At 60.8% G+C, this 26,549-nt stretch carries 23 protein-coding genes; 11 read left to right on the plus strand and 12 right to left on the minus strand.

The features are described from left to right. The first annotated feature begins 173 nt into the window (after positions 1-173). Positions 174-1,841 carry a bifunctional UDP-sugar hydrolase/5'-nucleotidase gene (locus tag Q0X23_RS09715; protein WP_297860101.1) on the plus strand — a complete coding sequence of 556 codons (1,668 nt, stop codon included), beginning with the start codon at positions 174-176 and terminating at the stop codon, positions 1,839-1,841. Positions 1,842-1,976: 135 nt separating this feature from the next. Here the strand turns inward: Q0X23_RS09715 and Q0X23_RS09720 are convergent, their stop codons facing one another. From Q0X23_RS09720 to gyrA, 11 genes are all read right to left on the minus strand, one after another. Beyond that, on the minus strand, positions 1,977-2,585 hold the full coding sequence (locus Q0X23_RS09720; RefSeq protein WP_297860102.1) for a helix-turn-helix domain-containing protein: 609 nt from the start codon (positions 2,583-2,585) through the stop codon (positions 1,977-1,979). A 182-nt stretch (positions 2,586-2,767) separates the two neighbouring features. Then, positions 2,768-3,676 (minus strand): magnesium transporter CorA family protein, encoded by a 909-nt coding sequence (locus Q0X23_RS09725; protein ID WP_297860103.1) that lies wholly within the window; start codon positions 3,674-3,676, stop codon positions 2,768-2,770. Positions 3,677-3,727: 51 nt separating this feature from the next. Continuing rightward, on the minus strand, positions 3,728-4,036 hold the full coding sequence (gene cutA / locus Q0X23_RS09730; RefSeq protein ID WP_297860104.1) for a divalent-cation tolerance protein CutA: 309 nt from the start codon (positions 4,034-4,036) through the stop codon (positions 3,728-3,730). A gap of 10 nt (positions 4,037-4,046) precedes the next feature. Then, on the minus strand, positions 4,047-4,943 hold the full coding sequence (locus Q0X23_RS09735) for a delta(1)-pyrroline-2-carboxylate reductase family protein (RefSeq protein WP_297860105.1): 897 nt from the start codon (positions 4,941-4,943) through the stop codon (positions 4,047-4,049). Positions 4,944-5,076: 133 nt separating this feature from the next. Next, complete coding sequence (locus tag Q0X23_RS09740) at positions 5,077-5,520, minus strand: MOSC domain-containing protein (protein WP_297860106.1); 444 nt, start codon at positions 5,518-5,520, stop codon at positions 5,077-5,079. Further along, positions 5,517-6,221: a c-type cytochrome gene (locus Q0X23_RS09745; RefSeq protein ID WP_297860107.1), complete on the minus strand. Its 705-nt coding sequence runs from the start codon at positions 6,219-6,221 to the stop codon at positions 5,517-5,519. Before Q0X23_RS09745 ends, Q0X23_RS09740 begins: the two co-directional genes overlap by 4 nt. Positions 6,222-6,375: 154 nt before the next feature. Then, positions 6,376-7,632 carry a sulfite oxidase gene (locus Q0X23_RS09750; RefSeq protein WP_297860108.1) on the minus strand — a complete coding sequence of 419 codons (1,257 nt, stop codon included), beginning with the start codon at positions 7,630-7,632 and terminating at the stop codon, positions 6,376-6,378. Positions 7,633-7,828: 196 nt separating this feature from the next. Then, positions 7,829-9,460 carry a DNA mismatch repair endonuclease MutL gene (gene mutL / locus Q0X23_RS09755; protein WP_297860109.1) on the minus strand — a complete coding sequence of 544 codons (1,632 nt, stop codon included), beginning with the start codon at positions 9,458-9,460 and terminating at the stop codon, positions 7,829-7,831. Between the two features lie 5 nt (positions 9,461-9,465). Then, complete coding sequence (gene mutS, locus Q0X23_RS09760) at positions 9,466-12,009, minus strand: DNA mismatch repair protein MutS (RefSeq protein WP_374707455.1); 2,544 nt, start codon at positions 12,007-12,009, stop codon at positions 9,466-9,468. A gap of 67 nt (positions 12,010-12,076) precedes the next feature. After that, a complete protein-coding gene (locus Q0X23_RS09765; protein WP_297860111.1) occupies positions 12,077-12,589 on the minus strand; it encodes a molybdenum cofactor biosynthesis protein B in 513 nt (170 codons plus the stop codon). 109 nt (positions 12,590-12,698) lie between these two features. Beyond that, complete coding sequence (gyrA, locus tag Q0X23_RS09770) at positions 12,699-15,119, minus strand: DNA gyrase subunit A (RefSeq protein ID WP_297860112.1); 2,421 nt, start codon at positions 15,117-15,119, stop codon at positions 12,699-12,701. A 218-nt stretch (positions 15,120-15,337) separates the two neighbouring features. Between gyrA and Q0X23_RS09775 the strand changes: the two genes are divergently transcribed. The 10 genes from Q0X23_RS09775 to Q0X23_RS09820 all read left to right on the plus strand — a co-directional run bounded on the left by Q0X23_RS09775 (position 15,338) and on the right by Q0X23_RS09820 (position 25,306). Beyond that, a complete protein-coding gene (locus tag Q0X23_RS09775; RefSeq protein WP_297860113.1) occupies positions 15,338-16,261 on the plus strand; it encodes a hypothetical protein in 924 nt (307 codons plus the stop codon). 118 nt (positions 16,262-16,379) lie between these two features. Then, positions 16,380-18,419 (plus strand): AAA family ATPase, encoded by a 2,040-nt coding sequence (locus Q0X23_RS09780; protein ID WP_297860114.1) that lies wholly within the window; start codon positions 16,380-16,382, stop codon positions 18,417-18,419. A gap of 138 nt (positions 18,420-18,557) precedes the next feature. After that, positions 18,558-19,037 (plus strand): cupin domain-containing protein, encoded by a 480-nt coding sequence (locus Q0X23_RS09785; RefSeq protein WP_297860115.1) that lies wholly within the window; start codon positions 18,558-18,560, stop codon positions 19,035-19,037. Between the two features lie 797 nt (positions 19,038-19,834). Continuing rightward, positions 19,835-20,413 (plus strand): cupin domain-containing protein, encoded by a 579-nt coding sequence (locus Q0X23_RS09790; protein ID WP_297860116.1) that lies wholly within the window; start codon positions 19,835-19,837, stop codon positions 20,411-20,413. A gap of 80 nt (positions 20,414-20,493) precedes the next feature. Further along, positions 20,494-20,907: an ester cyclase gene (locus Q0X23_RS09795; protein WP_297860117.1), complete on the plus strand. Its 414-nt coding sequence runs from the start codon at positions 20,494-20,496 to the stop codon at positions 20,905-20,907. 11 nt (positions 20,908-20,918) lie between these two features. Continuing rightward, the gene (locus Q0X23_RS09800; protein ID WP_297860118.1) at positions 20,919-21,773 is read left to right on the plus strand and encodes an alpha/beta hydrolase; all 855 of its coding nucleotides are present in this window, start codon (positions 20,919-20,921) and stop codon (positions 21,771-21,773) included. Positions 21,774-21,951: 178 nt separating this feature from the next. After that, entirely contained in the window at positions 21,952-23,310 is a 1,359-nt protein-coding gene (locus Q0X23_RS09805; protein ID WP_297860119.1) for an NAD(P)/FAD-dependent oxidoreductase, read from the plus strand. Positions 23,311-23,335: 25 nt separating this feature from the next. Then, complete coding sequence (locus tag Q0X23_RS09810; RefSeq protein WP_297860120.1) at positions 23,336-23,758, plus strand: nuclear transport factor 2 family protein; 423 nt, start codon at positions 23,336-23,338, stop codon at positions 23,756-23,758. 14 nt (positions 23,759-23,772) lie between these two features. Continuing rightward, positions 23,773-24,849, plus strand: a complete 1,077-nt coding sequence (locus Q0X23_RS09815; RefSeq protein ID WP_297860121.1) for a cupin domain-containing protein — start codon at positions 23,773-23,775, stop codon at positions 24,847-24,849. A 43-nt stretch (positions 24,850-24,892) separates the two neighbouring features. Further along, entirely contained in the window at positions 24,893-25,306 is a 414-nt protein-coding gene (locus tag Q0X23_RS09820; protein ID WP_297860122.1) for a nuclear transport factor 2 family protein, read from the plus strand. A 57-nt stretch (positions 25,307-25,363) separates the two neighbouring features. Here the strand turns inward: Q0X23_RS09820 and Q0X23_RS09825 are convergent, their stop codons facing one another. Further along, positions 25,364-26,536 (minus strand): DUF1501 domain-containing protein, encoded by a 1,173-nt coding sequence (locus tag Q0X23_RS09825; protein WP_297860123.1) that lies wholly within the window; start codon positions 26,534-26,536, stop codon positions 25,364-25,366. Positions 26,537-26,549: the final 13 nt, after the last annotated feature.

Raw genomic sequence — 26,549 nt, forward strand, 5'->3', positions numbered from 1 at the left:
TCTCCCGAGCTGGATTTGGCTGTGACTCCATTGGACATGACTGAATTAAAACTAAGCCGAACTTCTGAGTGCTTTCTGAAATAGCGCTCAACAGTTCAAAACTGGATTGGCCTGATGGATGGTTGACCTCGAGCAGTTATAGAATGACCTGGCAGTGTAGCAGAGGAGGAATCATGCGCCGTAGAGACGTACTCAAAGCAGGTTTGGTTGGCGGGGCTGCCCTGGCTGGGTTGACCCGGGCCCAGGGCGGCAACTTTACCATGACCATCGTCCACATCAACGATACCCACGCCCGGCTCGAGCCCACCGGCGGCCTGACCCTGGGGGGGCAGCAGAACCAGCGCCTGGGGGGTTTTGCCCGGGTGATCTCGCTATTTGACCGGCTGCGGGGCACCGCCACCAACCCCCTGTTCTTGCATGCGGGGGATGTATTCCAGGGCACGCTTTACTTCAACCAGTACCAGGGCCTGGCCGACCGCTACTTCCTGCACCGCATGGGCATCCGGGCTATGTCTCCTGGTAACCACGAGTACAACCTGGGGCCCGATGGGCTGGCCAACTTTTTGAACGGGGTGCGCTTTCCGGTGGTCTCGGCCAATACCGACGTCTCCAGGGAACCCAAACTGGCCGGGCGCATCAGGCCCTATGCGGTGGTAAGCGTGGGGGGCCAGCGGGTAGGGATTATTGGCCTGACTACCCCCGAGACCTCCATTCTCTCGAGCCCCGGCCCCAACGTGCGTTTTACCGATCCGGTTCCGGCCACCCAGCAGGCTGTAGTGGAGCTGCTGGCCAAAGGCGTGAAGAACATCGTGGTGCTTTCGCACCTGGGCTACCTGCAAGACCAGGAGTTGGCCCGCAAGGTTACGGGTGTACAGGTAATTGTAGGCGGTCACAGCCACACCCTGCTGGGGCAGACCCCCTTCCCCGAGCTGCGCCCGGGCGGGGCTTACCCCACCATCGTGAAGAACCCCGAGAACAAGGATGTGTTGGTGGTACAAGCCTGGGAGTGGGCCAAAGTGGTGGGCCGCTTGCAGGTTACCTTCAATGCCCAGGGCGAACTGGTGGCCCACCAGGGCCAGGTGATTCCAATGAGCGCCAACCTGCCCGAGGATCGCTTCGCGCTGGACGCCATTGCTGCGTATGGCCTGCCCATCGCGGCGCTGCGGGCCCAGGTGGTTTCCAGGGCAGCTGTGGCCCTCAACGGCGAGCGCAACGATGTGCGCCGCCGCGAGACCAACCTGGCCAACCTGATTGCCGATGCGATGCTCTGGAAGACCCGCCAGGCTGGGGCCACCATCGCGCTGCAAAACGGTGGGGGCATCCGGGCCAGCATCCCAGCAGGAAACATTACCGTGGGGCAGGTCAACGAGGTACTGCCCTTTGGCAATACCCTGACGGTGCTCGAGCTCAAGGGCAGCGAGATTTTAGCGGCCCTGGAGAACGGGGTTTCCCAGTGGGAGCAGATTGCAGGCCGCTTCCTGTCCGGTGTGGCCGGTATCCGCTACACCTTCGATATGGCCCGTCCGGCGGGCAGTCGTGTGACCCAGGTTCAAGTCCAGACCCAGACTGGTTTCCAGCCGCTTGACCCGAACGCCACCTACCGAATCGTGACCAACAGCTTCACGGCCTCAGGGGGCGATGGCTTTACCTCCTTCCGCGATGCCAAAGGCTTCCGGGTAGACACCGGCTTCAGCGATGCCGAGGTGTTGATCGAGTACCTGCGAACCCAGCCCTCCTGGGAGCCCCGCCTGGAAAACCGCATCACCATCCTCAACGAACCCAGGGGCCAGCGCTGGGAAGGGCCGTTCTACGTGGATAGCTTCCTCCGAGTGGGGGTGTAATTCCATGTTCCGATAGTTCGTTACCGAAAAGTAACGAATCAACCGAATTGGGTATTACCAGGGCCCTTTGACCGCTCAAGCAAAACAATAAACCTCCGCATGCGGAGGTTTATTGTTTGGGTGTGACCGGTTGCTTTACGCGGCTTCCTTGGAGAGGCGTTCCAGGCCACCAGGGTTTTCCAGCACCAGCTTGCCGTAGCCGGAGCGGATGTAACCCTCGCGGGTGAGTTCGCCGATCACCTTGGTGACGGTCTCGCGAACCGAGCCCACTGCCGAGGCGATCTCGTCGTGGGTGGCCTTGACCCCCACCCGCCCGTTCTTCTCTGTGTAGGCCACGGGGGTGCGGGAAAGGTCGAGCAAGGTCGCGGCAATACGGTTTTTGAGGCGCTGTCCGGAAATGCGCTGGATGGTCTGGTAGGTCTGGGCCAGGGCTTTGACCAGGCCTTGCACCAGGCTGGCCATTTCCTGGGCGGATAGCTGGGCCGGGGCCAGGGCATCCACCTTGGTTTCGGTGACGGCCTCGGCAAAGTAGGTACGCTCGGCACCGGAAATAACCTCTTCGCCAAAATACTCACCAGGACGCACAAAACGTAGGGTCAGGGCATTGCCTTCTTCGTCTACGCTCTGGAGCCTTACCAGACCCTCCCGAACCCGGTAGAGCTGATCCTTGGGGCTGGGCACTCCGGGATAGAGAATGATCTCGCCAGGATCGAAGGTTAGGGTGTCTAGGATGCTGGTTTGCATGGGTTCATCACTCCTCACAACCGACTATAGCAGGCTTGAGTGATTTTGTAAACATTTATATTGATTTATTTGAAGTGAGTGAGGACACATTTGGAAAGATGTGTGTGTTGGGCTTGATATGTGTGTGTACGCGAGTAACAGGTGCGCTGGATGTAACCATGGCTGGGCAACCAATAACCCCATTACCACCAACCCCGACGTTTCATCCAGAGGGCCAACCCTCCCCCAATGAAGAGCAGCCCCCCCCAGAAAAAGGCTCGTCCGCTAGCCCACTGGTACTCGGTGAAGGCCTCGAAATTGGTGCCGTAAATCCCGGCCCACAGGGTCATGGGTAAAAACAGCACCGAGATGACCGTGAGGGCCTGCACCACCCGGTTGAGCCGGTTGTTCTGGGCTGAAAGGTGGACTTCCAGTACGTTGGATAGTTCGTCCCTGGCCGCATCTAAGCCCTCGTAGACCCGGCCCATGCGGTCGGTAAGATCGCGGAACAGGTAGGCCTCGGCGCCCAGCAAGGGGAGGCGCTCGAGGTGTAGCAAGGCCTCGCGGGCCTGCGAGACCAGGCGTCGGGTGCGCAGCACCTCGCGCCGGGCGGCAAAAACCCGGCGGGGGGTCTCGGGGGTGTTGTCGCCGTTCAGGGCCAGCTCCTCGAGGTCTTCGACCCGGTCGGTGAGGGCATCGGTGTACTCGAAAAAGGTTTGGACGCCCTGATCAAGCAGGCGCTGCCACACCCGCAGGCAAGAGCCCCCGCGAAAGCTGTTCCAGATTTGCTCGAGGTACTCTACGGGCTCGTTGCGATAGGTGAGTAGCACCTGGGTTTCGGGAAAATAAAAGTATGAGACCCGCTCGGTGCGGCTGTGGGCGTTTTTGGGGGTCTCGAGGGTGCGAAAAATTAGGAAGAGGTGCCTGGGGTACTCCTCGAAGCGGCTCCAGTGGCCAATCTCCTGGGCATCGGCCAGAGCCAGGGGGTTGAGGGGATACTGCTTTTGAATCAGGGCAATTTCCTCTGGGGTGGGGGTCTCGACATCCACCCAGACCTGGGCTTCCAGCAGGCCACAGGTTCCACCGTCGGAAAGTTGCTTGGCCCGAATCATGCCCTTTAGCTTACCCCTCGGGAGAGCGGCTCACAAAAAACGCACGGCTTGCTAGGTGCTTTGCTCGATCCACTCGAGGTAGCTTGGCAGGCCTGCCTCAATTTTGTGGGCGATAATCTCGGGTACTTCGTAAGGGTGGAGCTCTTTGATGCGGGCTTCCAGGGTTTGGTAGCGGGCTTGACGGGTTTTGATGATGAGCAAAAGCTCGTGGTTCTCCCGCACCTCGCCCTGCCAGCGATAGACCGAGGTGGTGCCCGGTAGCAGGTTTACGCAGGCAGCCAGCCCTTCATGCACCAGGGCTTGCGCTATTCTTTGACCGCTGTCCAGGTCGGGCACGGTGCAGAAAACCGTCAGGTACATGCTTACCAGCTTACTGCATGCCCAGCTTATGTACCGCCAGACGGGCCGCTGCCAGATCCCATAGGGCGTGGCCCACGCTCTTGAAAAGCACCGGGCCATCGGTGGGCTTGGGCTGCTGCAGGGCGATTTCCAGAGGCTTCACCTGGTTCCAGTCCACCTGGGCTTGTAGCAGATCGCCCGCTTCAGAGCGGGCACCCTTGAGGGTATCCACATAGATCCGGGCCTGTCGAACCACTTGCGGGGCCACCTCGGCCATATCGGGCCGATAAGCGCCCACCGCTGCGATAAAGGCACCGGGAGGAACCTTGAACAACAGCGGCGTCTGGCTGCTGGTGGCACAGACAATCAGGCTGGCTTCATGCAGGGCAGGCTCGAGGGCAGAAATAGCCTGGGCCAGCATTCGGCGCTGGCGGGCATAGGAGGCCAGCGCTTCGGCGTGTTCAAAGCTACGCGAATACACATACACCTTGTCCGTTCCCAAGCCCTCCTGGAAGGCTTCCAGGTGGCTTTTGCCCTGGGTTCCCGCCCCCAGGATGAGGAGCGGTCCCGAGGGGTTGGGGGCCAGGGCCTGGGCTGCCAGGAGGGATACCGCAGCCGTGCGGCGGGCCGTCACCACTGAACCCTCCAGCAAGGCCAACCGCTCGCCGGTGTCGGTGCGCATCACCCAGACCTCGGCCCGCACGCTGGGGTGCTGCTGGGGGTGTACCGTCACCAGCTTGGTCGCGGTGATGGTGGGGTCGGCAGCGGGCATTAGCAACAGGGTTGCACCGCCTGCGAGCGGCACCACCAGGCGCTCGGGAGCGGTTATCTGACCCCTGGCGTGGTCAGCCAGCACCCGCGCAATCGATTCGGCCAGCACGGGGTACGGAAGAAGAGCAGCGGTTTCCTCCGCTGAAAGAATTCGCACCTGTCTAGCCTACCCCGAAAACTGCGCTTGCGGAGTGGTTTGCGGTTTTATTCCGACGGGAGAGAAGGGTGGCAGTCCACCTCTCCGATGGCATCACCGCCCGTATCAGCCGGAGGGGGTCTCCTGAACCGTCCTATGCAGGTTGCCTTGAGAGAATCTGCACCCCATTGCCGACCTGAACCACGCCACCCTCGAGCACCCTGGCGTAGAGGCCGCGCTGACCCAGAAGCACTTTGGGCAAGCGCAGGTCGAACACCGAGAGAGAGCTGCATACCGTGCAGACGGTGGTTAGTTCCAGCAATGCCGTTCCGATCTGAAGGTGGGCCCCAGGCTCCAACCGGTGGGGGTCAAAATCCACCAGAATGTTCTCGCCCAGCGCCCCAGAAGGTAGCAGGATGCCCGCTCGAGCGGCCCGGTCATAGGTTGCACGCCCTGCAATTAGCACCGCACGGTCGGGGTGCTTACCGAAATGCCGATCCCCTTCCACGCCTTTGCCAGCCACCAGCACTGCATGAGGGATGGGGGGTTTGGGCAGGGTGGTGCCCTGCCCGGCGTGCAGGGACAAGACCCTATTCATCGCAAACCAAGCTGTTGGCGGGCCGAGAGCACTTGCTGAGCGGTTAGGTTCTTGCCGCGCTGGGCCTGCACCTCGGCCTCGGTAAAAGCAGCCTGGCCTGCGGGCAGGGCATTGCCCCACTGGGTGGCAATGTGGGTGAGTACGGCAGCAATTTCGGCATTGCTGAGCTGGGCGTACCCAGGCATGATGCCGTTGTAGCTAGCGCCCTTGACGCTAATCTGGCCCTGCAGGCCGTAGAGCATCACCTGAATTAGCCACTCGCGCCCGCCCCGGGCCGCCAAAATCTCGGGCACATGCCCGGCCAAAGGTGGGAAAGCCCCAGGAATGCCCGCGCCGGTGGCCTGATGACAGCCGATGCAGTTGTTGTAGACCGCAGCACCACTGGCTGTAGCGGCAGCCTGGGTTTGAGTGGGTGCCGGAGCTGCCGCGCCTGGGGCCAGGCGGGTGGCCAGATAGTCCAGGATGGCTGCGCGTTCTTCAGGGGTGACCTTGAGGCCGTAACCCTGCATTTCGGTAATCAGGCCGTCCCAGCGCTCTCGGGTCTGCCGCTCCCGGGTTACGAAGCCGATCTCGTGGCAGCTTTGGCATTTCTGCAAAACGAGTTCCCGCCCAGGCCCTTCTGGCAGTGCATTTTGACCTAGACCCATCCAGAGAGCTGCGAGGGCCAGCAGGGTTACCCAGACCAGGTATCTGACTTTCATTACTATCTTCCTCCCTGATACCAAAGAATAGCATGCTTCTAGAGGCGGTTTTGTGTGGTGGCCACACCCGAACCCAGGCTAAAAAAAACGTAAAGGTTCGACCGGCAACTAGGGGTATAGGGCTGCCGGTCGAGCAGGGCTGATGTCCAGGCGTTCAGGTGACCTTAAACTTGACCCGCATCACCCCGTTCCACTCGTAGCCGCGTTCGTTCCACCAGACGTTGCCATCCAGGGGCTGGGTGCGGCCCAGGGCATCGGTAGCACGGGCCATCACTTCGTAGTCGCCGGGGGCCAGCAGTTGCGGCGAGACCCAGCGGTACCAGCCAAACTTGCCCTCGTTGCCTTCGATGATGGCCTTGCGCCAGCTAGTGCCGCCGTTGACCGAGACTTCGACGCTCTCCACCGGGGCCAGACCGTCGTTCCAGGCAACCCCGCGAACCTCGACCAGGCGGCCCTTGACGCTGCTGCCGGCCAGGGGCGATAGGATAAAGGAGTTGATGTTGGCGCCCCAGTTGGAACGCGAGTTGTTGAGGGTATAAGGATAACGGCTGCCCGGCTGGGTAGGCAGGATGGGGGTGTTCCAGCCCGGCAACACCGGCACCCGGTAGCGGGGCACCTGCTCGTTGCCAGAGCTTTCGTTGGCGGTGAACTCGAGCTTCGCCAGCCACTTCACGTTGGCGGTGCCAAAAGTGCCTGCCGCCACCAGCCGCACCGGGCCTCCGTGAACAGCGGGCAGGGGCTCGCCGTTCATGCCCAGGGCCAGCATGGCGCTGTTGTAGTCCAGCACGCTGATGGGGAAGCTCTTCTCGTAGGGCTGGGCACCGCCCTGGGTCGAGGCGTTCATGGTGATGAAACGGGCGTTTTCGTTGAGCTTGACCCCTTTGGCCTCGAGCAGGGTCTTGAGCAACACCCCGCGCCAGGTAACCTGACCCACCCCGCCATAAGTCCAGGGGTTCCCCGAGGGACGGGGGTTGAAGAAAGAGCGGCCGTTGCCCGAGCATTGCAGCACGCTGGTGACCTCGGTCTGGGGTAGCCGCGAAAGCTCCTCAACGGTAATGCGGAAAGGAGCGCTTATGAGCCCTCCAACTTCCACCACCCAGCCCGGCTGCACGTTGGGCTCGGTGGTGTTGAGGCCGGGCAGGTCGATGTTGTTGCGAATAAATAAATTGGCCTTGCTGGTGATACGTTCGGAACCCAACAGCTCCAGGGTAGACTCCATGACCACCGGGCGTGACGACAGCACCACCAGCTTGGGGTTCTTGCCGCGCACCACCTGGTCGGCAGTGGGTTGCTGCTGGGCCATCCCCAGCCCCATCATGCCCACGGCGGCCCCAGCCGCAGCCGTCTTCTTCAAGAAAGCGCGGCGGTTCATTTCAGCCTGTTCTAAAGATACTTTTTTCTGCTCATCCATCTGAGCCTCCTCCCAAACAGTAGAAGTGATTGAGTTATTGAAACTACCTTAGTTTGAGTCTTTTGAAGACAGCGTAATGCTACACCAAAACCGTGGCATACTCAACTGGGGTATACAACAGGGCCGTGCATAAAATAAAACCACTCTTTCCTCCTCCCTCCCCTCACCATGTGGGGCGTCATGGTGGGAAAAGCGATCAGGTTTTCTCGAGCCTGAAGCGCTCCACCGCTCGTAGACCGCGCCGCCCAAAACGCCGGGCCAGCTCCAGTTCGCCCATTACCAGCACCGTGGGCCGCCCATGGGGACAGACCCAGGGTAGCTCGCATTCGGCCAGAGCATCCAGCAGGGCCTGGGCGGCAGCACCCGCCAGCGGATGCCCGGCCTTGACGGCGGGCAGGCAGGCCAACCGGGCCAGCACGTTGCGCCAGGCTTCGGCAAAGCTGGCAGCGCCCAGGCTCCCCCTAACCACCTCGGGAATGAGGGAGGGATGGCCAGCCAGAAAAGCCGGAACACTACGGATGCGGTATTTGCCAGGGCCAAACGGCTCCAGGCGCAACCCGGCTTGCTCGAGTTCCTCCGCCCGCTCGGCAAAGTTCAGCTCTTCACCCAGCGATAGCGAGACCAGCTCGGGGTGAGGAAGCTCGAGGGGCGGCTCTTTGCGATAGCGGCGAGACAGCTCCTCGTAGAGGATGCGTTCGTGGGCAGCGTGCTGATCTACCACATACAGCTCGTCGCCCGACTCGGCCAGAAGGTACAGCTCGCGAAAGCTACCCAGGTAGCGCAGGCGGGGGAAACGGGCGCGCTGCACCGGCACCGGCCCGGTCAGGGGGGTGGGCTCGGGTAAAGCACGGGCCAGGGGGTGGGCCGATAGCAGGTTTTGCACGGCCTGGGAGACAAAGCCCAGAATGGCCTCGGCCCGGATGAGTTTGACCCTGGATTTGTCGGGTGAGGTGTTGATCAGCAGGTGTTCGGCAGGAACGTCCAGGTTCAGCACCCCCACCGGAAATTGACCCGCGGGCAATAGCTCCTTGTAAGCGGCCAGCACAGCCTGGAGCAGGGGCTCGGGCCATTCTACCGGGCGGCCATTCAGGGCCAGCAGCAGCCGGTCGCGGCGGGGGCGCGAGAGCTCCGGGCGTGAAAGCAGACCGCAGAGGCGGAAAGCCCCTTCGGTGGCCTCGAGCGCGAAGAGCCGGTTGGCGACCACCGAACCCCACAGCAGCTTGGCCACCTCGGCAAAGCCCCCGCCAGCGTGGGCAATTTTCTCATCGCCGTCTAACAACAGCCGCAAAGCCACTTGCGGGCGGTGCAGCAGGTAGCGCGAAACCAGTTGCACCACCTTACGGCCCTCGGCGGCGGGGACCTCGAGCGCATTCCGACGGGCGGGCAGGTGGCTGAACAGGGCGGTCACCTCGACCCGGGTACCGGCAGGGGCGGGGTGTTCGTGGAGTTCTACTTGGTCCTGAAATGCCGTCAGGGTAGCTCCCCCCAGTTGATGGGGGGGCCTCGAGGTCAGCCGTACCCGGGCGGCTTGCCGAATGGCCCAAAGCCCTTCGCCCCTAAAGCCCAGGGTGCGGATATGTTGCAGGTCGCTGAGCTTGCTGGTGGTGTGGTGTTCCAAAGCCAACGGCAGTTCTTCTCTGGGGATACCCGCGCCGTTATCGCTGACCACAATCTTATCCAGGCCCCCGCCCAAAAGCTCGACCAGGAGCCGGGTTGCGCCTGCGTCTAGGGCGTTCTCGAGCAGTTCGCGCACCACATCAGCAGGGCCCGACACCACCTCCCCCGCCGCAATCTCGCGGATCAGGTCGGGAGGCAGTTTGCGAATCATGGCAGTCAGGCACCAGGGGCTTCGACGACCTCCTGGGAAAGGCCCATGAGCATCGCTTGCAATTTTCGCAGGAAGAGCAGGGCGTCTAAGGGACTGGTGCGAGCCAGGTCGAGCTCCAGAAGTTCTTCCAGTACTTCCCTGGACAACCCTTTCTGGCTGGCTTCCAGCCCGCTCACGACGGTTTTAGCCCGCAGCACGACCTCTACTGGAAGGCCTGCTAGCCGGGCCACTTCCAACCCGTAGCTTTTGCTGGCCGGTCCTGGCAGCACTTGATGATAAAACACCAGCCCCCCCGCCTCCTCTTTAGCGGCTACATGGGCGTTGCGTGCTGCGGCCATACGCTCGGGCAGGGCGGTGAGTTCAAAATAGTGCGTGGCAAACAGGGTATAGGCCTGTACCCGGTCGTGCAGGTGTTCACAGGCCGCCCAGGCCAGGGCCAGGCCGTCGTAGGTACTGGTGCCTCGCCCAATCTCGTCCAGCAGCACCAGGCTTTGGGCGGTTGCGTTGTGCAGAATGGTGGCCAGCTCTTCCATTTCTACCATGAAGGTGCTGCGTCCGCCCGCGATGTCGTCCGAAGCGCCAATGCGGGTATAGATGCGGTCAAAAAGGGGCAGCGTGGCCGACTCGGCAGGCACGAAGGAGCCAATCTGGGCCAGCAGGGCAATCAGGGCCGTCTGGCGCAGATAGGTAGACTTCCCGGCCATGTTGGGCCCGGTCAGAATCAAAAGCCGGGCCGAAGGGCTCATGGAAAGGTCGTTGGGAATAAAGGGGGTGCTTCGCTCCACCACTGGATGCCGCCCAGCCACAATGTGGAGGGTGCCGTTGTGCGAGAAGCGAGGACGGCTGTAACCGTACTCCACGGCGGCCTCGGCCAGCGCAGCGTATACGTCGAGTTCAGCCAGCACCTGCGCGGCCTGGCGCACCTCATCGGCCGCCTGAGCTATCTGCTCGCGCAACTGTAAAAACACCGCATACTCGCGCTTGACGGCCTCGGTTTCGGCTTGCAGGATTTTGCGCTCTTGCTCCTTGAGTTCGGGGGTGCTGAAGCGCATGCGGTCTTTGAGGGTCTGGAGGGCCCGCCAATCTTTGGGCACCAGGGTGTAGTGGGGGCGGGTGACCTCGAGGTAGTACCCAAACACCGCGTTGTAGCCCACCTTCAGGTTGGATATGCCGGTACTATCACGCTCTTCGGTTTCCAGCCGGGCAATCCAGGCCCGCCCTTCCTCGGCCCGGTGGCGCAGCTCGTCCAGCTCTGGGTCGAAGCCTTCTCGAATGAGGCCGCCATCGGTTAGCTTGAGCGGTGGGTCTTCTACGAGAGAGGCCGTGATCTGTTCGACCACGTGGCTCAGGCTGGGCAATCGTTCGGAGAGGCTCGAGAGGGGCCCCAAACCGATCAGAAGCCCCGATAGCTCGGGTAAGAGCGACAAGCTACGCTGCAAGGCCGAAAGGTCGCGGGCGCTGGCTTTTCCTGCCAGCAGGCGGGCTGCGAGGCGCTCGAGGTCGTGCATGCGGTATAGAATTTTCCGCACTTCGCTTCGCATGACCCCGTCGCGTACCAGTGCCTCGACCGCATCCAGCCGGGCCTGCAAGGGAGCTTCCTCTACCAGTGGATGCCGCAACCAGGCCCGCAGCAAGCGCCGTCCGGGTGCAGTGCGGGTCAGGCCCAGCACCCCCAGCAGGGTGCGCTCCTCGCTTCGGTCCCCCACAAAACTCGGCTCGTAGATTTCCAGTGTGCGCAGGGTGGCCTCGCTTAGCTGCATGAAGGCGCTGGGGTCGTAGCGCACAAAGCTGCGCACCTGGGGTAGCCCATTCTCCTGCACCCGCAGCGCGTAGGCCAGCACCGCCCCCGCCGAGCGCAGTAAGGCTGGGTGCTCCAACCCCGCGGGCAAAGGGTCGAATTGCGATTGCAGGGCAGCCTTCCCAACCTCCCCCTGAAAGCCCTCTTCCGACAACATCACCGGGAAACGCCGCTGGAACTCTTGTAAGAAGGCCTGGTTATGGTACAGCTCCGGAGCCAGCAGCACCTCGGCAGGCCGGAAGCGAAAAAGCTCGTCATAAAGGGTGCTTTTGCCATACAGAACGCTGCCACGAAACTCGCCAGTGGAGATATCCAGCAGGGCCAGACCGTAGCCGTCGCCGGTGCTAATGGCGGCCAGGTAGTTGGCCTCCGGCTTCAAAAGGTTCTCGCGCATGACTGTGCCGGGCGTAAGCAGTTGGGTCACCTCGCGGCGCACCAGTTTGTCGGCCTCTTCGGCCAGCTCCATCTGGTCGGCTACGGCCACCCGGAAGCCCAGCTTGAGGAGTTTTTCCAGGTGCACATCCACCGAGCGTACCGGAATACCCGCCATGGGGGTGGTGAAATCCTTGGCGGTTTTGTGGGTCAGGGTCAGGTTCAGGGCTCGTGAAAACCGCTCGGCGTCCTCGCCAAAGGTCTCATAAAAGTCGCCTACCTGAAAGAGCAGCAAATAGTCGGGGTAGGCATCCCGCAGTTCGACGTACTGCTCGAGCAAAGGCGGTAAGGGGCCCGGCCCCTGGCCCTTGAGGGTCATGTTCAACATGATACCCCTGATGTCCAGCAGTAAAGAATAAGTAACTATTGTGGCCGTAATCGGTGGCCTAGCGGGCTACTTCCCAGGCCAGATGTTCAAGTTCAGGCTTGATTAGCTTGGTCCAGGCCACCATCACCGCGTTGGGCGAACCTGGAGTGGAAATGACCACCTTCTTACGGTAGGTTCCGGCGGTGGCACGGGAGAGCATGGCGGCAGCGCCCACTTCGCTATAGGAAAGCATCCGAAACAGCTCGCCAAAACCCGGCATGGGCTTCTCGATCTTGCGGGCCAGCACGTCGTAGGTGGTATCGCGGGGGGCGATGCCGGTGCCGCCGTTAAACAGGATAATTTGCGCCCCGGCATTGACCATGTCATCCAGCGCCTGCGCTACCTGCTCGGGCTCGTCCTTGATGATGCGGTAGCCCACGATGCGGTGACCCATAGCCTCGATTTCGGGCTTCAGGTAGTGGTAGTTGGTGTCGGTCTCGGGGGTGCGGGTGTCGGAGGCTGTAACGATGGCGATGTTTACCGGCCCTCTGGCCATGGCGATTTCTTTATGCTTTTCGGTACTCTCAGACATGGTCGGAATTCTACGCTGTTGCAGGGTCAGATGAGCGTGGGACAAATGGGATTTTACCTCTTCTCTTCACTTTGACTTTTAACCTTCGAGTTATTCCCTGTGGCGCAGCTCAATCTTGTGGCGCAATCACGAAGGCCGAGGCCAGCTCATCTTTCTCGCTCAGGTTCATCACTTTCACGCCGCTGGTAGCCCGTCCATACTGCGAGATGCTGGAAACCTTGGTGCGGATGGCGATGCCCCGGCGCGAGAGCACCAGCAGGTCTTCGTTGCCCTGTACACGGATAAGGGCCGCCAACTGCCCCACCTTGTCGTTGGTGTTGAAGGTGATGACGCCCATACCGCCCCGGCCTTGCAGGGGATACTCGGAGACGGGGGTACGCTTGCCGTAGCCGTAGGTACCCACCGCCAGCACCTCACCTTCCTCGCCTTTGGGCAGAATGACCAGCGAGACCACCCGGTCGTCGCGGCCTTCTTTGAAGCGGATGCCTGTTACGCCCTGGCTGGCCCGCCCGGTGGGACGTACATCGGAAAGTTCGAAGCGGATGGCCTGACCGCTGAGGGTGGCCAGCATGGCCTGGTCGCCCTCCTGGGCGATGGCCACACCAATCAGGGCATCGTTCTCGACCAGATTGATGGCGATGAGGCCCGCGCTGCTGAGGTTCTGGTACTCCTTGATCTCGGTGCGCTTGATCAGGCCGTTCTTGGTAGCAAATACAAAGTAGCCTTCCTGGGTCAGGTCGCGCACGTTCAGAAGAGCTGCCACCTCTTCGCCTTCTTGCAAGGGCAGTAGGCTGACCACGTGGGTTCCTCGGGCCTGGCGGCTGGCCTCGGGGAGTTCGTGTACCTTCTCGCCGTAGACCCGGCCCCGATTGGTGAAGATCAATAGGGTGTCGTGCATGGAGGCCACAAACACCGAGATGGCCTCGTCTTCCTCCTTGGTTTTGCCGGCCTGGGCTCCCACGCCCCCACGCCCCTGTGCACGGTAGGCTTCGAGCGGGGTGCGCTTTATGAAGCCCTGGCTGGTCAGGGTGATCACCATTTCTTCGTCTTCAATCAGATCCTCGATGCTGAAGCCTTCCTCGAATTCGGTGATCTGGGTGCGGCGCTGGTCGCCATATTTCTTCTTGATCTCGAGGAGTTCGTTCTTAACCACCCGCCACAGCCGCTTCTGGTCACCTAAAATGGCCTCGAGGCGACCAATTTCCTCCATCAGTTCACGGTACTCTTCTTGTAGCTTGTCGCGCTCCAGACCCACCAACCGCTGCAAGCGCATGTCCAGAATGGCCTGGGCCTGAATCTCGCTCAGGCTGAAGCGGCTGATCAGCCCGGTGCGGGCTTCGGCGGCATCCTGCGAGGCGCGAATCAGGGCGATGACCTCATCAATGTGGTCGAGGGCGATCAGCAGACCTTCCAGCACATGAGCGCGCTCCTTGGCCTTGCGCAACTCGTACTCGGTGCGCTTACGCACTACCTCGCCCCGGTGGTCGAGGTAGTGGCGCATCATCTGCAGCAGGGTAAGCACCTTGGGTTCGCCGTTCACAATGGCCAGCAGGTTGACGGTGAAGCTGGTTTGCAGGCGCGAGTGCTTGTACAGCTTGTTGAGCACTACCTGGGGATTGGAACCGCGTTTGAGTTCGATGGCGATACGCATGCCCTGACGGTCAGATTCATCGCGCAGGGCCGAGATTTCTTCAATCACCTTGTTGCGCACCAGGGTGGCGATCTGGCTGATCAGGTCGGCTTTGTTGACCTGATAAGGAATCTCGGTGAAAACCAGCATGGCCCGCCCGTTTTTGTCTTCGTTACGTACCCGGGCCCGCACCTTCAGGCTGCCGCGCCCGGTGGCGTAAGCTTCCTTGATGCCCCGGCGGGAGAGCTTGGCTCCCGTCGGGAAATCTGGCCCTGGCAGCACCTTCATGATTTCGTCCAGGGTCACGTCGGGGTTGTCAATCATGAGGGCCAGGGCATCAATGGTCTCGGAGAGGTTGTGCGGCGGGAGACTGGTGGCCATCCCGACGGCGATGCCGGCAGCACCGTTAACCAACATGTTGGGAAGGGCAGAAGGTAAGACCTCAGGCTGTTCCTGGGTGCCGTCGTAGTTGGGCACCATGGGCACGGTCTCCTTGTCGAGATCCTGCAGCATCTCGTAGCCCAGGTTGGACAGGCGGGCCTCGGTGTAGCGCGGGGCCGCGGGGGGATCGTTGTCAATCGAGCCAAAGTTCCCTTGCCCGTCGATGAGGGGATAGCGCAGGCTCCAATCCTGGGCCATGCGTACCATGGTGTCATAGATGGCCGCATCGCCGTGGGGGTGGTACTTCCCCATCACCTCACCCACAATTTTGGCACTCTTGACGTGTTTGCGGTTGGGGAGTACGCCGTCCTGGTAGGCGCCGTAGAGGATGCGCCGCTGCACCGGCTTGAGGCCATCGCGCACGTCGGGCAGGGCCCGATCCACTATGACCGACATGGCGTAGTTGATGAAGCTTTGTTTGACTTCGTCGGTGATTTCAATGGGTAGGACTTGGGACATTCAATATCTCCTGTTTCGTTTTCGGCACAAAAAAAGCGCCTTGGACGCGCTTTCTATCCAACACAATATTATACCTTATCTGGGCTTTTACGTCAAAAACATAAAATTGCCGAGTCATATAAAAAATTCGGTTGAGCAAAGAAAGGGGCTTCTAAACTGGATTTGTGAATAACCCAGAGAAGCCCAAAGACAGTGTAGCTTGCCGGAACTGCGGAAGTGTGAAAGTCGAGTGTGGCGGCTATCGCAAGCGGAAGCTGCGAACCCTGAATGGCATAGAAGAAACCCGACTCAAACGCCTGCGCTGTGCTGGGTGCAAACGGCAGATAAGGGTGGAATATACCCCAGAATGCCAACGTTATCGCTGGTATAGCCGCCTGGTGCAGGGTTTATTTGCCATCCTTGACAGCTATCGGGTTACCGAGGCGGTCAAAGCGGATATCGCTGCCTTGCTGGGTTATCCGATTGTGCTGGCCACCCGACTGGATTGGGCCCAAAGCGGTGGTGACCGGGGACAGACCTTGCTCAAAGCAGAGAACGCACAGATCAAAGGGCTTATCCGCACGGTTTGTGTGGATGACTGGGTGTATGGACGGGATAGCCGGGGCCAGGGTTATGGGGTCTGGGAAGCCCAGAGCGGCTGTCCTGTATCGGCTGATCTGGCCGAGGAGCGGGGGTTTGAACGGGTACGGGATTTGCTCAGCGATGGGTTGCTTGATGATGTGGTTTCCGATGGGGCGCCCGAGATCGCCGAGGCTTTGCACTGGCTGGGGTCTAAAGTGCAACAGGTCAGGTGCTGGTTCCACCTGAGCAGGGATATCCTGGGCAAGACCCCCCAAGATCAAAGGAATCGGCTGCAGCTGGAACTGCAAGTGCTGTTGGAGATGAAGACCTTGGGGGAGGCGGAAGCCAACAACACCGCCGAAGTGGGGAATGGCAGGCTGTGGCGACGGCAAAAACGTAGAAACATCCGGTCTATTCCTAGAGCTAAGGACTGGCTGCAGATTGCCCTTTACCGTACTCGTCACCGTCCAATACAACATTCCCTCTCTGCTTGGCAACGGCTTTCAAACCAATCCTCGCCAAAATGTTGGTTTTTACCCATCATCACACCACTTCGTTACTCAACCGAATTCTTTAGATGAGTCTAGTTCGCCGCCATCCGGCGCCGAACTAACCGAATCTGGTATAATAAAGTGTTCTTTATGTAACTTTATGCCGGAAACGCCTATGGGTTCTCCATCGCGAACTTTGGGTAGCCGGTTGCTAAACGCGCGCCGTCGCCGTTTTGTGGGGCGGGGCGCTGAGCTGGCGCTGTTGCGAACCACGCTCGAGGAAGCCGAGTTGCCCTTTGCGCTCTTGCATGTGTACGGACCAGGGGGGGTAGGGAAGACCGCCTTGCTGGGAGAGTTTGCTCGAGTAGGGGGGGAAGCCGGGGTTGGGGTAGTGCGGCTCGATGCCCGCAATATGGATTCCTCACCAGAGGGTTTCCTATCGGCCCTGAGGCTGGGATTGGGTCTGGATGCAACGGCCTCACCGATCGAGTTCCTGTCGCGGCAAGGGCGTAGCCTGCTCCTGTTGGATACCTATGAAAACCTGACCCCACTGGACGCCTGGTTGCGCGAGACCTTTTTGCCACAATTGCCAGAGCATACCCTGGTGGTGTTTGCCGGGCGTAAACCGCCCGGTGCGGCCTGGCGCTCCGATCCCGGCTGGCGCGACCTGATCCGTACCCTTAGCCTGCGCAACCTGCGGCCCGAAGAAAGCCGTGAGTATCTGACCCGGCGTGGTGTGGTGGAAGAAAAGCATCAAGCTGTGCTGGACTTCACACACGGGCATGCGCTGGCGCTCTCGCTGGTGGCTGATGTGCTGGAGCAGGGCGCAGGCGAGTGGGACTTCGACCCAGGCCGTCATCCCGATGTGGTGGCGGCTCTACTGGAACGCTTTGTGCAGGAAGTACCCAGCCCGATCCATCGCCAGGCCCTCGAAGCCAGCGCACTGGTGCGGTCTACCACCGAAAGCTTGCTGGCCGAGTGTCTGCATATTGAAGATGTCCACCCATACTTTGAATGGCTGCGCAAATTGTCGTTTGTGCAATCGGGGCCGGTGGGGCTTTTCCCCCATGACTTGGCCCGCGAGGCGCTGGAAGCAGATTTGCGCTGGCGCAACCCCGACTGGAACGCGGAGCTGCACCGGCGGGCCAGGGGCTACTACACCCGCCGCCTGCAAGAAACCCGTGGACTTGAGCAGCAGCACATCTTGTTCGATGATGTCTATCTGCATCGCCACAACCCCATGGTCAAGCCTTTTTTGGAGTGGGGCGAAACCGGCGGTGTGTTTGCTGAGCGGGGCCAGGCTGAAGACCACCCGGTGGTGCTCGCAATGATTGCTCGGCACGAAGGGCTAGAAGCCGCCAGGGTAGCGGCGCGCTGGCTGGAGTTGCAGCCTGAAGGGTTGACCGTTTACCGGGGGGTGGGTTCACAACCGGCGGGGTTCATGTTGATGTTGGGTTTGCACAAGGCCAGCCCGGCGGATCTGGCTGCCGACCCGGTGGCCCAGCAGGTGTGGAACTACACCGAGCGCTACGGGCCAGTACGCCCCGGTGAACAGGTTTCGCTTTTTCGCTTCTGGATGGAGGGTGAACGCTACCACATGGTTTCGTCGGTTCAGAGTGTGATTTTTCTCAATACAGTGCAGCACTATATCTCCAGTTCTAAACTGGCCTGGAGTTTTTTTGGCATTTCTGGGCCGGAGTTCTGGTTGCCGGCCTTTGCCTACATGAATATTCACCATGCCAGCGAGGTGGACTATGTCTCGGGAACCCATGCTATTGGAGTGTTTGCCCACGACTGGCGCAAGCAGCCGGTAGCGGCCTGGCTCGAGATGCTGGGCGAACGCGAGCTGGCCACGGAACTCAACCCGGCCCAACTGCAAGACCATCGCCCTGCCCCGTTGGTAGTACTTTCCGAGCCCGAGTTTGAGGAGGCGGTCAAGAACGCCTTGCGGGACTTTATGCGCCCGGAAGCGCTGGCGCACAACCCTTTGCTGCGCTCGAGGTTGCTGCTCGAGCCCACCCCCAAAGCCTTACGCACAGCTATCTGGGAAGCTGCGCAGACCCTCAAGGCCAACTCCAAGGACGAGAAGTTCTACCGCGCCCTGGAACGCACCTACCTCGAGCCTGCCGCCACCCAGGAACTGGCCGCTGAATTGCTGGGCCTGCCCTTCTCCACCTACCGGCGGCATCTGGTAGGAGCCGTCGAACGGGTGGTCAAACTGCTTTGGCAGCGCGAACTATCGGGGTAGGTATAGGCCGGTGAGTAGTTTTTGGTCTGTTGGATGAATACCCCCTTGTTGCATTTTTGTGCCTGGGCTGGGATGTACCAAAGGTAAAGTCGCCCTCGCCTGGGCAAACCAGGCGTATGATACGCCCAGCTACTGTTTATGAACCTCCAGATTTCCGACCTCGAGCGCTGCTACTGGTGCGCGGGGTTGTTCTTGCAGTTCGTGGCCGAATCGAGTGATACCGACGGCAGCTATACCCTTGTGGATGGCGTGATTCGTCAGGGCACTGAACCCCCGCCGCACGTGCACACCCATGAAGACGAGGAACTTTTTTTGCTCGAGGGCCGATTGCGCTATTGCTATGGCTCTGGCGAGGGGGATAGGACGGAAGGGGTGCTGGACCCCGGCGGGTACGTGTGGATGCCCCGCGGGCAGGAACATTATTTTGAATGCCTGACCCCCCAGGTACGGCTGTTGGTGCGGCTTTCGCCGGGGGGTCTGGAGCAAGCCTTCAAGGCGTTTGGGGTAGCAGCTACCGAGTCGCTGCTGCCCCCGCCGCGCGAGGCCGTTCCCGGCTTCGAGACCATCGCCGGCATTTTCGCCGAGCGCGGGGTGTATTTCGTGCGGCCGCAGGAGTAAAGGCTTGATTGTCTAAAACGCCCGCCCGCGCTGAGGGGTGGGTATTTTCTGGTCTGTAAAGTGAGCAAACCATTGGCGTAGCTTGTTCCTGCTTCGGGGGATGGATGGGTTTTTACGCCCTTGTCATACCAAATCCACATGAACCCCTTGCCTTCTCCCTGGAGAGAGAAGGTGGCGACACCCCGACCGCGCTATTTACAAACAGCGATAGGAACAGGAACACGCTTGACTGCACCTGGGGTGTCGCCGGATGAGGGCGCTTGGGACGACCCTTAAAGCTAACTGTCCAAGTAAAGTTGGTATCACACCTCAAGGAATACAACATCGCTAGACCCACAAGGTCTTATACCAGATTCGGTTAGTTCGGCGCCGGATGGCGGCGAACTAACAGGGCCGAAGTTATCCGCGTAGCGGAGGGCGATACCGCCCCTTGGAAGTTATCCGCGTAGCGGAGGGTGCAAGCCCCTTTGGAAGGGAGACGCTTTTTTCGCCGACCGTAAGGGAGGGGTGTGCTCTGGGATTCAAAAAGATAGCCTCTGGGGGTCTTTGGTTTGGATGATTATCTTTTTGAATCCGGTATAAAACACCTGCCGGAAGAGGCAAGTGTTTGTGGGAAACGAGATGAGTTGCCCACAAAGGCTGCCTACAGCGGTTGGCTGTGGGCGGTTTTTTGGGTCGGTTGACGAGTGGGTTTAATGGCAGGGTTTTGCTGAGCAGTTTTTGAACTGGCGGATGAACAATTCCTGTAGCTATAACTTGTTTCAGTTCGGGAGACCCTGAACCTATTGGAGGAACCTATGAAACAAGACCGCCGTTCCGCCCTCAAGCAACTCACTGCCGCCGGACTGGGACTGGCCCTATCGGGCAAGGTCGGCACTGCCCTGGCCCAAGCCAACCTCAAGCCCGCTTTCGGGAGCCGCGCCGCCCTCGCCAACAGCGTGTGGTTCAACGGCGCACTGTTTAGTGTGCTGGCCGACAAGGCCACCACAGGGGGTTCATATGCCCTGATGGACGTGCGGGTGCGCCAGGGCTTCGAGGCCCCACCTCACGTACACAATGGCGAGGACGAGATCTTCTTTATCCAGGAAGGCGAGGTCACCTTCACCTCCGGCAACGTGGTAACGGAAGCCAAGGCGGGCGACCATGTGTTCCAGCCCAGGGGGGTGCCCCACTTCTTCAAGCTCAAGACCCCCACCGCACGGATGCTGGTGACGTTCACGCCGGGGGGGCTCGAGGAAGCATACCGCCGCTTGGGCGTGCCAGCCCAGCGGCTGGACTTGCCCTCGCCCCCAGCCGGCCCTCCCACCCCGGAGCAACTGGCCACGGTAACCAGGGTCTTTGGTGAGTTCGGTTTTGTGCTGTTGCCCCGCCCCTGACCTGAATCTGGCTGGGTAGTTGTCTGGATGTTAGCCCACCAAAATGAATAGCCAAAGAGTCACAAAAGGAGAATTGCTCGATGTCCACGACTCTCAACCCAATGGACTTCGCGATCCGCTTTTTCAATGGCCAGGATGAGCTGCAAGGATCGCTCAGGCCAGAGCTACTCGCACCCGCCTATAGGGCAGAGATCATGGGATTTCCACCTATGGATGCGGCCGGACATGGCGAGTTTGGTCGAGCCTTCTACAACGCATTCCCGGATCTCTATCATTCAATTGATGAAACCCAAGTCACCGACAACGGCATCGCGGTGCGCTTCACCTTGCGCGGCACACACACGGCGCCGTTCATGGGCATTCCGGCCAGCAACCGTGCTATTGCTGTATCGGCCATTGCCCTGCTGACGATCGTGAATGGCCAGGTGACCCACCTTCATGCCATCTTTGATCAACTAGGCATGATGCGTCAGCTTGGCGTGGTGCCCTCGTAGAACTCGTGCCTTTGTGGCTGGCTAGCGCAGCAGAACTCATGTTCCCCAAACGTTTCAAATCCTCGGATGGGTTGAGCCTCTCATGTTACGGGATTCAGCCCCCCGGCTTTAACCGTGGCCGGGTAGTCCTGGTTCACGGCCTGGGCGATCACGGCCGCAGCTTGCCTTACCGCAACCTGTCGGAGGCGTTGTGTGCCCAGGGGTTTGCTACTTATGGGTTTGATCTGCGCGGACACGGGCAGTCGGAAGGCCCGCGCATGTATGTCGAGGCGTGGGCCAGTCTGCGCGATGACCTGAGGCGCTTTGTAGATTTGGTGCGGCAGGAAGACCCAACCCCCCCGCTCTTCCTGGTCGGGCTCAGCTTGGGGGGCTTGCTGGTGCTCAACTATGCCCAGCACCACCCCCAGGGTCTGAGCGGGGTGGTGGCGGTAGCGCCTGCGCTGGATGCCTCGGGGGTTCCGCCCTTGATCAAGGCCATGATGCCCCTGCTGTCGCGCCTGCTGCCTCGGGTCCGGGTCAATCCGGGCCTTAGCCTGTCCGGCATCACCCGAGACCCTGCCATAGCGCGGCAATACACTACCGACCCTCACTTTCAAACCCATACCACCCCACGCCTGGCCTCCGAAGTTCTGAGGGCGATGGAGGAAACCCGTGCCAGGGCGTCCCGCTTAAGTCTGCCCATGCTAATCCTGCACGGCGAGGCCGACACCCTGGTGCGCCCGCAGGGCAGTGCCGACTTTTTTGCCCGGGTTGGGGCTACCGACAAACAGCGCCTGACCTACCCCGATGCCTACCACAACCTGTTCCTCGAGCCCAACCGTGCCCAGGTGTTTGCCGACATTGGGGGCTGGCTCGAGTGGCATTAGGGCGAATTCAGGAACTAACTTTGGGGTGAGACGAGCGGTAATACCATCTGGGACGTGGTTTGTCATCCTACTATACCTCGAATCAAACGGCAAGCCGCCCGAGACTCAGAACGAGCAGTTTTTGACCTGGATATTGAACAGCGTCTCGGGACAAAGTGTGACGCACCAGGAGGAACAGATGAAAACAGGAAAACATGCGGTGGTGATTGGTGGGAGCATGGCGGGGCTTCTGGCAGCGCGGGCGCTCTCGGAGCAGTTTGAACAGGTGACGATACTCGAGCGCGACCACTTCCCGCCCCCAGGCCAGCAGCGCAAAGGGGTGCCCCAGGGCCGCCACGCCCACGGAGTGCTGGCCCAGGGGGCACAGATCTTCGAGGGGTTCTTTCCCGGTTTGACCCAGGAACTGCTGGAACAGGGGGCGCTCGGCAGCGATATCATCCAGGATGGTTACTGGTACCAGAACGGCGGTTTCCATGCCCAGTTTGATAGCGGATTGAAGGGCTTGCTGGTCAGTCGTCCACTGCTGGAGGGTTCGATCCGACAGCGTGTACTCTCACTGGGGAATGTTAAAGCCCTATCGAGGGTCAACGTCAGGGGTTTGCTCAGCGAGAACGGGCGGGTGGTAGGTGTAAAACTCGATGGCGACGGCCTTTACGAACTGCGAGCCGATCTGGTGGTAGATGCCAGCGGGCGCGGCTCGCAAGCGCCGAAGTGGCTCGAGGACATGGGCTACGAGCGGCCAAAGCAAGAAGAGGTGCGGATTGATCTGGCCTACGCCACCCGCATCTACCGCCGCAGCCCCCAGGACTTTGGCGGCAAGGATGCCTTTGTGATTGGTTCCAACGCCCCCCTTAAGCGCGGTGGGGTGGTGCTGCACCTCGAGGGCCAACGCTGGATCGTCACGCTGGCAGGCTTCCTGGGCGACCACCCTCCTATCGACGAACAGGGTTTCCTCGAGTTTGCCCGTACTCTTCCCGTTCCCGATATCTACAACCTGATTAAGGAGGCCGAGCCGCTCTCTGAGATTGGTGCTTACAAGTTTCCTGGCAGCCAGCGCCGCCGCTATGAAAAGCTGGCTCGCTTTCCTCGGGGCTTCCTGGTGATGGGGGATGCGATGTGCAGCTTCAACCCCATCTTTGGTCAGGGCATGACCGTGGCTGCCAGCCAGGCCCGGCTGCTTTTGGAGGTGTTGAAAGCCGGAAGCGAGAACCTGGCCCAGCGCTTCTACAAAAAAGCTGCCGTGCTGGTGGATGGGCCCTGGAGCATCGCGGTGGGGGCCGACCTGAGCTACCCCGAGGTGGAGGGGCCGCGCAGTCCGATGGTCAACTTCATTAACTGGTACGTGGCCAAACTGCACATTGCGGCCCGCCGGGACCCCGCCCTGGTACTGGCCTTCCAGGAAGTGGCCAATCTGATGGCCCCCCCACCCAGCCTGCTGGCTCCAGGTACTGCCCTGCGGGTGCTGTGGGGTAACCTGTTCCCCCGCAAGCCGACGGTAGCCCGCAGGCCAGGGGTCTCCCCCCAGGCAGGCGATTGAGAAGGCCTACCCGTAGGAGGAAACCATGAGCAATATAGAAACGCTACGCAAAGCCCACCAAGCCTTTAGCGCCGGTAACCTGGACGAAGCAACCAAGGTGCTGGCCCCGGATGGCACCATGACCGACCACGGGCGAGGCCAGGTCTACCGCAGCCGCGCGGAGTTCCGCCAGATGCTGGCCGGTTTTGTCGCCATGGCCGCCAATATCAAAATTGTGGATGCCCACTATATTGAGGCCGGCGACTGGGTCACGGCGCGGTTCCGGGCCGTTGGAATTCAGGACGGCCCCATGTCCGGCACGCCTTTTGGGCCCAGCCACAAACCTTTTTCGCTGGACGTGTGCGAGGTCTGGCGCTTTGGCCCAGGTGGCCTGGCCATCGAAGGTCACAACTATTCCGACGGCCTGGGCTTGCTGCTGCAACTGGGGCACCTGACCCTACCCGCTTAGAGAAGGAGACACCCATGGCCCATCCTGGCACAACCCTCCACGACCCCATCAGCGGGGTTCAACTCACCTTTATCCAGACCGCCCGCGACACCCAGGGCAGGGGCTTCGCGGTGGAAATCCTCTACCCGCCGGGACCGGGAAAGAAAGGCCAGCAGCCCCACTTCCACACTAGCTTTGACGAGCAGTTCGAGGTGCTTGCGGGTACAGCTACCTACCTTTTGGACGGGGTAGAGCAGACCGTGGGGGCGGGGAACCGCTTTAGCATCCCGCAGAATATTCCCCACCTCAACCCCTACAACGCGGGGTCGGAGCCCCTGCACCTGCGCCAGTGGGTCGAGCTTCCGCAGCCAGACCGCAGGATGCTCGAGGCCTTCGAAGATTTTCTCGAGACTGGCTTTGGTCTGGCCGCCGAGGGTCGGCGCCTGGGCTTGCTACAAAAGGCGGTGCTGTTTCAGACCCTTCAGCCCGGCTCCTACATGGTGGGCATTTCCGCTCCGCTTCAGCGGCTAATATTCGGAGTCCTGGCTGCATTGGGGCGGATGCTGGGTTACCGGCCCCGCTACGCCCGCTTTGCGAGCTCCGAGCCTGCCCCCAATCACAAGCTGGCCCACGAGTACCACTTCTACGACCGCTGGCTGATTCCCGCTTCAATCGAGCAGGTCTGGGAGAGCATCACCCAGATCGAGCTCTACACCCAGTGGTGGGGCCAGGTCTACGACGAGGTGGAACGGCTTAGCGAGGGCCATCAAAACGGGGTTGGAGCCAGAACCAGGGTCAAGGTGCATGGTTCACTGCCTTACAAGCTGAGCTTTGTGGTTGAAAGTGTAGAAATGGAATGGCCTCAGATGCTGGTGGTCAAGACCACAGGTGACCTGGTTGGCACCGGTGTGTGGCGTTTACGCAGCGTGGAGGGCGGCACCGAGGTCGGCTACGACTGGCGGCCCAGGGCTGAGTTCCTGCTGGTGCGGCTGCTCTCGCCTTTTCTCAAGCCTTTGTTTCGCTATAACCACGACTGGTGCATGCAGCAAGGTGAGAAAGGGCTGCTGGAGTGGTTGGCCGGGGCTCGCCCAATGAAGTCGGCAAGGGCTTGAGTACCGCGCCTACGCCTGAAGACCCAAGATGTAGGAGGAATCATTGAACAAGCTTGAAGTCGTTCAGAACAATATCGAAGTGGCCCAAGCTATCTACCAGCGTTTTGGACAGGGAGATATTCCCGGGGTGATGGCCCTGCTCCACCCTGATGTTGACTGGGTCTGGTATGGCCCCCCGGAGATTCCCTGGGCCGGCACCCATAAGGGTCACCAGGATATGCTTAAGTTCTTTGGGGCCATTGGGGCCACGGTGAGCGTGGAGGCTTACGAACCCCGCGAGTTTTTGCCAGGGGAAAACGGCCTGGTGACTGTGTTGGGCTGGCAGCGGGTGCGGGTCAAGGCTACCCAGAAAGCCTGGGAAACCCACTGGGCCCACATCTGGACGATTCAAGACGGTTTGGTGGTTCGCAACAGGGAGTTTTACGACACCGTGCCGGTATTAGAGGCTTTTAGTTAAACCTACCGAACCGGAAGTTGGTGCCGTCTAACAGTTTGAAGCACCTGCCCGGTAGGCTCACCACAAGGCCACCGGGCTGAAATCCGCCCCCAGCACCTCTTTGGGGTTGGCCGCAATCCAGTTCAGGGCGGTGGCGTAGACGTTGCGGAAATCGGTCTGGTATTTGAGCGCGTTGAGCTCGAGGTCTTCTAAGTCGGGTTCGCTACCGAACAACCCGCCCTTCACGCCACCTCCGAGTACCAACATCAGCCCACCCTCTCCGTGGTCGGTGCCAAAGGAGGCGTTTTCGGCGACCTGTCGTCCAAACTCGCTGAAAACCATAATCATTGCGTCCCTATCCCGACCAATGGCCTTCATATCCGCACGAAAGGCGGCGGTGGCCTGGGCCACATAGCCCAGGAGCTCAGCCTGGCGCGGGGGTTGGCCAGCGTGGGTGTCCCAGCCGCCCAGGGTGGTGTAGTAGACGCTGCTGCCCAGCCCCCCGGCAATCATGCGGGCGATGTCGCCCATGCTTCGGCCAAAGGCGTTGTCGGGGTACTGGGCGCGGTTTTTCACCTCGCGCAGCCGCCCGATTTTGTCCAGGGCCCCCCTCAGCGAGAGCATGGCCTGCCGTACCTGCTCGGCGGTACCGCCGCGGGCTAGGCGGGCCTCCTTGTCGAACGCTTCCTCGAACTGCCGAGGCAGCCGAATACTAAAGGCATCAATGCTGCTAATAGCAGGTGCGCTGCGTCGCTCGCCCATCTGGGCCTGGGGGGTGGCTCCGCCCAGGAAGGTGTCGCAGAAAGGGTCGTCCTGGAGATCGCCCCAGCGGCCCAGCCAGCCGGTTTCTTGCCTGCGGCTGGGGTCGGCGGTGTGCCAGATGGAAGTGGAAATAAAGTGACTGCGGTTGGGGTTGGGATAGCCCACCTGCGGGATGATGGCCAGTTCGCCGTTGTTCCACATTGACATCAGTGGCCTTAGTTCGGGGTGAAAGCCCAGTTTTTGCCCCTTGGCTCCCAAATCCAGGACTTCCTCGCGTTTGATGGCGATGTTGGGGCGCAGGCGGTAATATAGTTCGTTGCGGTAGGGAATCAAGGTGTTGAGCTGGTCGTTGCCGCCAAACAGGTTGATAACCACCAGGATTTTGTCCCTGGACTGCGCCGCCAGAGCCGTTCTGGAGAGCAGCGAGGGTGCGCCCTGCCCCAGGGCCAGGGTCAGTAGGGATTTTTGGATAAAGTCGCGTCGGTTCATGTAAACCTCGTCA

Origin of the sequence: Meiothermus sp. (assembly GCF_026004115.1) — a bacterium.
In the GTDB taxonomy this organism is placed as follows: Bacteria; Deinococcota; Deinococci; order Deinococcales; family Thermaceae; genus Meiothermus.